10 protein-coding genes are annotated in these 9,865 nt (G+C 69.1%); 7 read left to right on the forward strand and 3 right to left on the reverse strand.

Translation table 11 applies throughout. The features are described 5' to 3' along the window. On the reverse strand, window positions 1-645 hold a 645-nt coding region (locus AC1DOC_RS07115; protein WP_478129589.1), incomplete at its 3' end, for a sulfate ABC transporter substrate-binding protein. A 137-nt stretch (window positions 646-782) separates the two neighbouring features. Here AC1DOC_RS07115 and AC1DOC_RS07120 point away from each other — a divergent pair. From AC1DOC_RS07120 to AC1DOC_RS07140, 5 genes are all read left to right on the forward strand, one after another. Beyond that, window positions 783-1,055, forward strand: a complete 273-nt coding sequence (locus tag AC1DOC_RS07120) for an oxidative damage protection protein (protein ID WP_012748083.1) — start codon at window positions 783-785, stop codon at window positions 1,053-1,055. Between the two features lie 7 nt (window positions 1,056-1,062). Further along, a complete protein-coding gene (mnmC, locus tag AC1DOC_RS07125) occupies window positions 1,063-2,925 on the forward strand; it encodes a bifunctional tRNA (5-methylaminomethyl-2-thiouridine)(34)-methyltransferase MnmC2/FAD-dependent 5-carboxymethylaminomethyl-2-thiouridine(34) oxidoreductase MnmC1 (protein ID WP_478129590.1) in 1,863 nt (620 codons plus the stop codon). Between the two features lie 33 nt (window positions 2,926-2,958). After that, a complete protein-coding gene (locus tag AC1DOC_RS07130) occupies window positions 2,959-3,858 on the forward strand; it encodes a transglutaminase family protein (protein WP_230537788.1) in 900 nt (299 codons plus the stop codon). 184 nt (window positions 3,859-4,042) lie between these two features. After that, on the forward strand, window positions 4,043-5,551 hold the full coding sequence (locus AC1DOC_RS07135; RefSeq protein WP_027730601.1) for an alpha/beta hydrolase family protein: 1,509 nt from the start codon (window positions 4,043-4,045) through the stop codon (window positions 5,549-5,551). A gap of 89 nt (window positions 5,552-5,640) precedes the next feature. After that, the gene (locus AC1DOC_RS07140) at window positions 5,641-6,129 is read left to right on the forward strand and encodes a YcxB family protein (protein WP_418145392.1); all 489 of its coding nucleotides are present in this window, start codon (window positions 5,641-5,643) and stop codon (window positions 6,127-6,129) included. Window positions 6,130-6,135: 6 nt separating this feature from the next. On the opposite strand, the gene AC1DOC_RS07145 is transcribed toward AC1DOC_RS07140, so the two are convergent. Continuing rightward, window positions 6,136-7,632, reverse strand: a complete 1,497-nt coding sequence (locus AC1DOC_RS07145) for a sensor histidine kinase (protein WP_012748088.1) — start codon at window positions 7,630-7,632, stop codon at window positions 6,136-6,138. Next, window positions 7,632-8,360: a response regulator transcription factor gene (locus AC1DOC_RS07150; protein WP_018904534.1), complete on the reverse strand. Its 729-nt coding sequence runs from the start codon at window positions 8,358-8,360 to the stop codon at window positions 7,632-7,634. The genes AC1DOC_RS07145 and AC1DOC_RS07150 overlap by 1 nt, the downstream gene beginning before the upstream one ends. 97 nt (window positions 8,361-8,457) lie before the next feature. Between AC1DOC_RS07150 and AC1DOC_RS07155 the strand changes: the two genes are divergently transcribed. Beyond that, window positions 8,458-9,090 (forward strand): cytochrome b/b6 domain-containing protein, encoded by a 633-nt coding sequence (locus AC1DOC_RS07155; protein WP_012748090.1) that lies wholly within the window; start codon window positions 8,458-8,460, stop codon window positions 9,088-9,090. 1 nt (window position 9,091) lies between these two features. Next, a partial coding sequence (locus AC1DOC_RS07160) for a molybdopterin-dependent oxidoreductase (RefSeq protein WP_478129591.1) occupies window positions 9,092-9,865 on the forward strand: 774 nt, incomplete at its 3' end.

Below are 9,865 nucleotides of genomic sequence, written 5' to 3' on the forward strand. Positions count from 1 at the left end.
GCGCTGCACGAAGGTGATGGTGGCGCCACGCGCGCCGGCATCGAGCACCGGAACGTTCTTGAACAGGCTGCCGATGTATTCCTTGGCCTTAGCGTCGCTGCCGTACTTGCGCTTGGCGAATTCCCAGGCAGCCAGGTAGTTCCAGCGCGCGCCGCCGGAGGTCTTGGGGTTGGGCGTGATCACCTGCACACCGGGTTTCACGAGGTCGTCCCAGTCCTTCAGGCCCTTGGGATTGCCCTTCTTCACCAGGAACACGATGGTCGAGGTGTAGGGCGCCGAGTTCTGCGGCAGGCGCTTTTGCCAGTCGGCCTTGACCAAGCCGCCGTGCGTGGCGAGCGCGTCGATGTCGCCGCCCAGCGCCAGCGTGGCAACGTCGGCATCGATGCCGTCGATGATCGAGCGGGCCTGCTTGCCCGAGCCGCCGTGCGACTGCTTGACCGTCACGTCCTGGCCGGTCTTGCCCTTCCAGTATTTGGCGAAGGCGCGGTTGTAGTCGACGTACAGCTCGCGCGTCGGGTCGTACGACACGTTGAGCAGCGTCACGGGGGCCGCGCCCTGCGCGAACGACGGCAATGCCGTCAGGGCCATGGCACCGGCCACGCCGGCACCCAGGGAAAGCTTGATAAAGTCGCGGCGAAGGCTCATGGTGTCTTGCTCAAAAAGGCATATCAATGAAGCTGCGTATTCTCAATACGACATATAGAAACTGGAACGACCGAGTTTTCAGTTCTAAATAGCCAAATCAACTAAGCAACCGCTTTCCCCACCAGAGGCAATCAAAAATGGCACGCATGGTTCAGTGCATCAAGCTCGGCAAAGAAGCCGAAGGGCTCGACTTCCCGCCCTATCCCGGGGAACTGGGCAAGCGCCTGTGGGAAAACGTCAGCAAGGAAGCCTGGGCCGCCTGGCTCAAGCAGCAGACCATGCTGGTCAACGAGAACCGGCTGAATTTGGCCGATCTGCGCGCCCGCCAGTACCTGGCCCGCCAGATGGAAAAGCACTTCTTCGGCGAAGGCGCCGACGTCGCGCAGGGCTACGTTCCCCCCTCGAACTGAGCCCGTCTTGGCCGCCGAGCCCGTCGCCTGGCGCGCCGACGGCGTGCCGTTGAGCGAGCGCTTCGGCGACATCTATCACACCGAAACCGGGGCGCTGGCGCAGTCGCGCCACGTGTTCCTGGGCGGCTGCGGCCTGCCCGGCGCCTGGTCCGGACGGCCGCAATGGCGGATTCTCGAAACCGGATTCGGGCTTGGCCTCAATTTCCTGACAAGCTGGCAGGCCTGGCGCGCGGATGCGAACCGGCCGCGGATGCTGCACTACGTCTCCATCGAGGCGTACCCGGTCGGCCCTGAAGACCTGCTGCGCGCCGCCGGGGCCTACCCCGAGCTGATGCCGCTGGCCGAGCAGTTGGCCGCGCAGTGGCACGGGCTGCTGCCGGGCTTTCACCGGCTGGCCTTCGACGCCGGCCGCGTGCTGCTCACGCTGTGCATCGGCGACGTGCAGCCGATGCTGCGCGCCCAGCGCTTCGAGGCCGACAGCCTCTTCCTGGACGGCTTCAGCCCGCAGCAGAACCCCGCCATGTGGTCGCCCGACACGCTGAAGGCGGTGTCGCGCTTTGCGCGCCAGGGCACGGGCCTTGCCACCTGGACCTATGCCCGTGCGGTGCGCGATGCGCTCTCGCAGAACGGTTTCCAGCTCGAAAGGCGGCCAGGCCTGCCGCCCAAGCGCGACTGCCTGGGCGGCGTTTTTGCGCCGGCCTGGACGGTGCGCCGCCGCGGCCCCGCGCCCGAGCAGGTCGAAGCACCGGGCCGCTGCACCGTGATCGGCGCCGGGCTGGCCGGCGCGGCCGTGGCGGCCAGCCTGGCGCGGCGCGGATGGCAGGTCACGGTGCTCGATGCGGCCGATCGTCCTGCGGCCGGTGCGTCCGGACTGCCGGTCGGCGTGATGGCGCCGCATGTCTCGCCCGACGATGCCCTGCTGTCGCGGCTCACGCGCGCCGGCATCCGCACGACCTGGCACGAACTGGAACGGCTGCTGGAGGAAGGCCGCGATTGGCGCGCCAGCGGCGTGCTGGAGCGCCGGCCCGAGGGCGACACGCGCGTTCCCACCGGGTGGAGCGACAGCGGCCCCAATGAGTCGTGGCCCGCGAGCGCTGTGCAATTGGCACAGGCCCGCTTGCCGGCCGATGCGCCGGCCCTCTGGCATGCGCGCGCGGGCTGGGTGCGGCCGCAGCGGCTGATCACGGCCTGGCTGCGCGGGCCGGGCATCGAGTTCCGCGGCAACGCACGGGTGGCACGCATGGCGCACGGCGGTGGCACGTGGCAGCTGTTCGATGCGGCGGACCAACTGCTGGCCGAAGCGGAGCGCGTGGTGATCGCCGCGGGCTTCGAATCGGGCCGCTTCGCACCGGGGCTTCCGCTGCAGCCCGTGCGCGGCCAAGTCATGTGGGGCGCGATGGCGGCGCATGACGGGCTGCCCGCGACACCCGTCAATGGCGATGGCCACCTGATCGCGCACGTACCCGCCGCCGGCGACGGCACCCAGCTCTGGCTGGCCGGCGCCACCTTCGACCGCGACAGCACCAATCTCGAGGCGAAAGGCGCCGATGCCACCGCCAACCGCGAGCGCCTGGCGCGGCTGCACCCCGCCGCGGCCGCCGCGCTGGCTGCGAGCCTCGACCGCGGCCAGGTCAACGCCTGGGTCGGCGTGCGCTGCGCATCGGGCGACCGCCGGCCGCTGGTCGGCCCGCTCGATGCCGATGAGGCGTCCGGTGCACCGGGCCCCTGGRCCTGCACCGCGCTGGGCTCGCGCGGCCTGAGCTTTGCCGCCCTGTGCGCCGAACTGCTGGCCGCGCAATGGCATGGCGAACCGCTGCCGCTGCCGGCCAACCTGGCCAAGGCGCTCTCGACCGCGCGAACGCAAGCGTAGGCGCTACCGCGCCAAGGCCCCAGAATGCAGCGCATGGCCATCCAATACGACATCACGCACACCACCGTCTACCGCTACAAGAAGCCGGTCACCTTCGGTCTGCATCGGGTGATGTTCCGCCCGCGCGACAGCCACGACCTGCGCGTGCTCGCCACCGACCTGCAGGTGAGCCCCGAGTCGTTCACGCGGCTGATCCAGGACCCGCATTCGAACTCGGTCGCGCTGGTGCAGCCCATGGGCGAGGCCACGGAGCTGCGCATCGTGTGCTCCTTCACCATCGAGCACGTGCCGGCGCAGCAGGACCAGCTCGCGCTCGATCCGGCCGCCGAATTCCTGCCCTTCGCCTATTCGGTGCAGGAGCGGCTCGACCTCGAGCACTACCTGCGCCCGCACCACGACGACGATGCCAACGGCACGCTGATCCGCTGGGCCCACCAGTTCCTGCACACCGACCAGCCCAACAGCACGCGCGAAGTGCTCGCGCGCATGAACGCGCACATCGGCCAGAGCCTCGAATACAAGGCGCGCGACGAGGAAGGCACGCAGACGCCGCTGCAGACGCTGGCGCTGGGCAGCGGCAGCTGCCGCGACTACGCGCTCCTGATGATGGAGGCCGCGCGGCGCCTGGGCATTGCCACGCGCTTCGTCTCGGGCTACCTGTACGACGCCGCGCTCGACCGCGCGGCCCAGGCGCCCGGCGAATCGATGACCGGCGCCGGCACCACGCACGCCTGGCTGCAGGCCTACCTGCCGGGCATCGGCTGGCTCGCCTTCGATCCCACCAACAACCTCATGGGCAGCGGCCAGCTGATCCGCGTCGGCGTCACGCGCGATCCGGCGCAGGCCGCGCCGATCTCGGGCAGCTGGTATGGCGATGCCGAGGCCTACGACGGCCTCGAAGCCACCGTGGTGGTGACGCGCCGCAAGGGCTGACGCAGCGCGCGCGGGTGTCGCGCAGGAGATAGCAGCTACGGGAAAGCCCGGGCCGGTGCGCCCGGCAACGCCCCTACGCTGCGCCGCCGGTCCAGCGAAATAGCACGGTCGTTCTCTACGGCCGCGCGAGGCTGCGCTGCGCCGGGCTTCTTCCCAACAACACAAGAACGGAGAGAGACATCCCATGCATTCCGCACGCCTGACATTTCTTGCCCTTGCAGCCAGCCTGGCCGTCGCCTCCTGCGGCGGAGGCGGCGGCGGCAACGGCTTTGCCTTCATGCCATTGCCGCCGGCTCCGGCACCCGCGCCGCCGGCACCGCCTCCTCCACCTCCCCCGCCGCCCGAAGAAACCCGCCTGCAGGACAGCCGCAACTCCTTCGCGCCCGCCGATCCCGCGGCCACCACCTTCGCGGCGCTCGCCTCCGACGCCAGCGACACCGTCGACAACACCACCACCAGCCGCTGGGCCGGCATGCTCGGCGGCGCGCAGTACCGCGTCGAGGTGCCCGCCAACTGGAACGGCAAGCTCGTGATGTACGCGCATGGCTACGCCGGCGAAAGCAACCTGCTGCAGGTGAACAACCCCTCCATCCGCCGCTTCCTGATCCAGAACGGCTACGCCTGGGCCGCCTCGAGCTACAGCAAGAATTTCTACGACGTGCGCGCGGGCGTGGAAGACACCAACGCGCTGGCCCTGCAGTTCAACGCCATCGCCAAGGCCAACGGCCGTGAGCTCGCGGCGCCTTCGAGGATCTACATCACGGGCCATTCGATGGGCGGCCACATCACGGCCGCGGCCATCGAGGACGAGGCCTACGCCACCGCCAACCACAAGATGAAGTACCACGGCGCGGTGCCGATGTGCGGCGTGATGGGCGACACCGAGCTGTTCGACTACTTCGCGGGCGCGCAGGTCGCCGCGCAGGCGCTGGCAGGGCTGCCCAAGTACCCGAGCGTCAACTGGCTGGACATCCGGGCGCAGGTCACGGGCACGCTGTACACCGCGTTCCCAGGCACGCCCACGGCCACCGGCCTGAAGTTCGGCTCGGTGGTGAAGAACCTCACGGGCGGCGAGCGGCCGATGTTCGACCTGGGCTTCACGCAGGGCGGCTCGTTCGCAGCGGTATGGGGCGTGTTCGGCAGCGATGGCACGGTCAACGGCATCCTGAACCGGAGCACGCTCGACACCAACCGCTTCACCTACACCATCGACGGCGACGTGCCGGGCACCACGGCGCTGAACACCTCGGTGCTCAAGCTGACCGCGGCGGCCGATGCCAACCGCCTGCGCACCGACGGCCTGCGCTGGATTCCCAAGGCCAATGGCGAGTTCAGGATTCCGGTGGTCACGCTGCACACGCTGGGCGACCTGTACGTGCCCTTCAGCATGGAGCAGATCTACCACCAGCGCGTGGCGGCCAAGGGCAACGGCGGCTGGCTGGTGCAGCGCGCGGTGCGCGGCATCTCGCACTGCGACTTCACGATCGCCGAACAGGTCGAGGCCTTCGACGCGATGGTCAAGTGGGAGCGCGACGGCGTGAAGCCGGCGGGCGACGACGTGGTCACCGCGGCCACGGTGGCGGACCCGGCCTACGGCTGCACGTTCACGCGCCCGCTCGGCACGCTGGACGAAAGCCCCACCAGCAAGGCGACGCGTCCGGGCGCAGCCGCGGCACGCCCCTGCCCGCCCTGAGCGGCGGGACCGGCAGGTGGATCGGTAGATGCTGGGCGCCCGCGCTGTAGCATCGCCTCCACCCACAGGCCACCCACGAGCGCTGCACGATGACCGCGACATTCAGGATCTCCGAGGACGACTATGTCGACGCCATGAAGCTCTACGCGCGCCTGCCGCGCACAGCGCGCTGGCTCCTGGGGGCCGCGGCCGTGCTGCTCGTGCTGGCGGCGGTCTTCGGCACGCGGCAGGTCCAGGCGAGCGCGCTGGGCGGCCTGGCCGGCGGCGCGGGCGTGCTGCTGGCCATGCGCGTTTTCGTCATGCCGATGACGGCCCGACGGCACTACCGCAAGTACAAGGCGATCCGCGAAGAGTTTTCTGCGGAGCTGCTGGACGGCGCACTGCGCCTTCGCGCCCCGCACGGCGAGAGCCGGATCGTCTGGGCGAACGTGCTCAAGTGGCGGCAGGACGATCGCTTCGTGCTCATCTACCTGATGCCGCGCCTCTTCCATGCGCTGCCCAAGTCGGTGGCGTCGCAGGGCTTCGACCTGCCGGGGCTCATCGAGCGGCTGAACCGGCACGTCGGCCCCGAAGCCTGAGGCGCTTCAGGCGGCCGTGGCGCCGCCCAGCTGAAAGCGGAACACCGCCCCCTTGTCGGGCTGCTGCACGAGCCGGATGTCGCTGCCGTGCAGCTGCAGGATGCGCTGCACGATCACCAGGCCCAGCCCGCCGCTGCCGGAACCGTCGCTGCGCGCCCCGCTCAAGAACACCGGGCGCACGAAGAGCCCCTTCTGCAGCTCGCCCGGAATGCCCGGGCCCGTGTCGCTCACCTGCACCGCCACGCCCGAACTGGCGGGCCGCAGCTGCACCTCGATCTGGCCGCCGGCCGGCGTGTGGCGGATGGCGTTGTCCAGCAGGTTGGTCAGCACGCGCTCGATCATCCCGAGGTCGGCCGACACCACCGGCAGGCCCGGCGCGATGTCGGGCCTGAGCTGCTGGTGGCGCGCCTCGGCCGCGAGTTCGAATTTCTGGAACACGTCCTGCACGAGATCGGCCAGCGCGAAGTTCTCCTTCTCGGGCTTGACCACGCCGTATTCGAGCCGCGCCAGTTCGAACAGCTCCTGTGCGAGCCGGCCCACCTTGCGGCTCTGGCCGAGCGCGATTTCCAGGTAGCGCCGGCGCTCCTCTTCGCTCAGCGAGCCGGCCTTGAGCAGCAGGGTTTCGAGATAGCCGTGCAGTGAAGTGAGCGGCGTGCGCAGGTCGTGCGAGATGTTGGCGAAGAGCTCGCGGCGCTGCTGGTCCGAAAGCGTGAGTTCGCGCCATTGCTCGGCGATGCGGCGCGTCATCTGCGTGAAGGCCTGGCCCAGCAGCGCGATCTCGTCGCCGCCGCGCGAGAGCCGCGCAAGGGTGGGCGCCTCGCCCCCGGGCGAAGCTGGGCCTTCGGTCTCGAAGCGCTTGACGGCCTGGGTCAGCTCGCGCAGCGGCCGCGTGATGAGCCGGAACGCCGCCAGGCCCGCAATGAGGCCGAGCAACGCCACCAGCGCCATCGACCAGAGCGTGGTGCGCAAGAGGTTGTCGGCCGCGAGCCTGGCCGCCAGCGCGTCGTAGTCCTCGCCCTGCAGCACCACGTAGACATAACCCGCATCCCGTCCGCCCACCTTGAGCGGCGCGGCGCTGAACACCTTGGCCGCATCCGCGCTGCGCGGATCGTCGCCCACGATGGGCAGCGCAGCACCCGACAGGAGCTTGCGGATCGGCTCCAGTGCCACACGGTCGCGCTTCAGGTGCCCGGGCGGCGCGGCCTGCGCCTCGATGCGGCCGTCCAGCCCCAGCAGGTAGACCTCCACGCTGGGGTTGACCGCCATCAGCTTGTCGAACAGGTCCTTCACCGCGGCCTGGTTGAGGCCGCCGGGGCGCATCAGCTCCGAGTTCTCGGCGATGTGCGCCGCCAGCCCCATCGACAGGCGCTGCACCACCTCCTGCCCGTGCAGCCCGCTCGCGCGCACCTGCAGCCAGGCCGAGGCGCCGCAGCAGGCCAGCAGCAGCAGCGCGAACACCACCGAGAGGCGGCGCGAGAGCGTGGCCCAACTGGCCCAGGCCATCACGCCCCCCCTTCCTCGCCGGCTCCGGTGGGCGAGAGCTTGTAGCCCCGCCCCCAGACGGTCAGGATGCGCCGCGGCTCGGCCGGATCGGCCTCGACCTTGGTGCGCAGCCGGTTGATGTGCGTGTTGACCGTGTGCTCGTAGCCGTCGTGCTGGTAGCCCCAGACCTGGTTGAGCAGGTCGAGCCGCGAGAACACCTTGCCCGGATGGCGCGCAAAGAAGTACAGCAGGTCGAACTCGCGCGGCGTGAGCTCGATCAGCCTGGCATCGACGCGCACCTCGCGCGCCACAGGATCGATGTCCAGGTTGCCCAGCGTGAGGCTGCCCGACTCCAGGCGGGCATTGCGCGCCAGCGCATCGGTGCGCCGCAGCAGCGCCTTGACGCGCGCCACGAGTTCCAGCACCGAGAAGGGCTTGGCCAGGTAGTCGTCGGCGCCCAGCTCCAGGCCAAGGATGCGGTGCACCTCGCTCGACCGTGCGCTGATGATGATGATCGGCGTGTAGCGCGCCATGGCGCGGGCGCGGCGGCAGATCTCGAGGCCGTCCACGCCGGGCAGCATCAGGTCGAGCACCAGCGCGTCCCAATGGCCGCGCTCCAGTTCGCGCAGGCCCGCGTGGCCGTCCGCGGCGTGTTCGATCACATAGCCTTCGTCGCGCAGGTGCATGCGCAGCAGTTCGGCGATGTGGGCGTCGTCCTCGACGATCAGCACGCGTTTGGCAGTGTCCATGGCACCGATTGTCCCGCCAACCGGCTTTCGGAGTTATCACGATTAATTGAACTCTGCGTGATGAATCGGCCATGGGGTGCGCCCAAGAATCGGCTCCATGACCAGCACCGCCATCGCAAGCACCGCACCCGATGCCCGCCCCATCCACCCGCTGTGGATGCGCATCACGCACTGGCTCAATGCCCTTGCGGTGCTGGTGCTGGTGACGAGCGGCTGGCGCATCTACAACGCATCGCCCCTCTTTGAATTCCGCTTTCCGGGCGCGGTGACGCTGGGCGGCTGGCTCGGCGGTGCGCTGCAATGGCATTTCGCGGCCATGTGGCTGCTGGTGTTCAATGGCTTGGTCTACCTGGCGATCAACATCGCGAGCGGCCGGCTGGCCGCCAGGTTCTTTCCGGTCACGCCGGCCGGTGTCTGGCACGACGCGCTGGCCGCGCTCAAGGGCCGGCTCTCGCATGCCGACCCGCGCCGCTACAACAGCGTGCAGAAGCTGGCCTACCTGTTCGTGATGCTCGACATCGCCGTGATCGTGCTTTCGGGCCTCGTGCTGTGGAAGTCCGTGCAGTTCGCCGTGCTGCGCGACTTGCTGGGCGGCTACGAATTTGCGCGCCGCATCCACTTCTTCGGCATGGCCTCGCTGGTCGCCTTCGTCGCCCTACACCTGGTGATGGTGGCGCTGGTGCCCCGCACCCTTCTCACCATGATCCGCGGCCGCGCGCCAAAAGCCTGATATGAGAATCTTCAAAGCCCCAAAGATGACCGGCGTCGATGCCGACGCCGTGGTGCGCGAGGCCCGCACACTGATCGCGAAGCAGCTCGACCAGCCCGCGCGCCGCGCCTTCCTGCAGCGCTCGCTGACGCTCGGCGGCCTTTCGCTGCTTACGGGATGCAGCATCAGCGACGACAGCCATGTGGAAGCGGCGCTCTCGAAGATCTCGCGCTTCAATGACAAGGTGCAGGGCCTCATTTTCAGCCCGACGCAGCTCGCCGAAACCTACCCGGAATCGATGATCACCCGGCCCTTCCCGTTCAATGCCTACTACGGCGAGGACGAGGTCCGCGAGGTCGACGAGGCCGGCTACAGGCTCGAAGTGACAGGCATGGTCGCCGACAGGCGCAGCTGGACACTGGCCGAGCTGCGCGCCATGCCGCAGCACGACCAGGTCACGCGCCACATCTGCGTCGAGGGCTGGAGCGCGATCGGCAAGTGGGGCGGCGTGCGCTTTGCGGACTTCCTGCGCCGCATCGGCGCGGACACCACCGCCAGGTATGTCGGCTTCAAGTGCGCCGACGACTACTACACCAGCATCGACATGYCGACCGCGCTGCACCCGCAGACGCTGCTCACGTTCAGCTACGACGGCCAACCCCTGCCGCCCAAGTACGGCTTTCCGATGAAGCTGCGGATGCCGACCAAGCTTGGCTACAAGAACCCCAAGCACATCAAGGCGATGTTCGTCACCAACACCTATTCCGGTGGCTACTGGGAAGACCAGGGCTACAAC

The organism is Variovorax sp. 01T439_2 (assembly GCF_056398445.1).

Bases quoted from the DNA above. Each gene is read 5' to 3' on its own strand.
- AC1DOC_RS07120 (WP_012748083.1), top strand. From the start codon at position 783: ATGGCACGCATGGTTCAGTGCATCAAGCTCGGCAAAGAAGCCGAAGGG.
- AC1DOC_RS07130 (WP_230537788.1), top strand. From the start codon at position 2,959: ATGGCCATCCAATACGACATCACGCACACCACCGTCTACCGCTACAAG.
- AC1DOC_RS07135 (WP_027730601.1), top strand. From the start codon at position 4,043: ATGCATTCCGCACGCCTGACATTTCTTGCCCTTGCAGCCAGCCTGGCC.
- AC1DOC_RS07140 (WP_418145392.1), top strand. From the start codon at position 5,641: ATGACCGCGACATTCAGGATCTCCGAGGACGACTATGTCGACGCCATG.
- AC1DOC_RS07145 (WP_012748088.1), bottom strand. From the start codon at position 7,632: ATGGCCTGGGCCAGTTGGGCCACGCTCTCGCGCCGCCTCTCGGTGGTG.
- AC1DOC_RS07150 (WP_018904534.1), bottom strand. From the start codon at position 8,360: ATGGACACTGCCAAACGCGTGCTGATCGTCGAGGACGACGCCCACATC.
- AC1DOC_RS07155 (WP_012748090.1), top strand. From the start codon at position 8,458: ATGACCAGCACCGCCATCGCAAGCACCGCACCCGATGCCCGCCCCATC.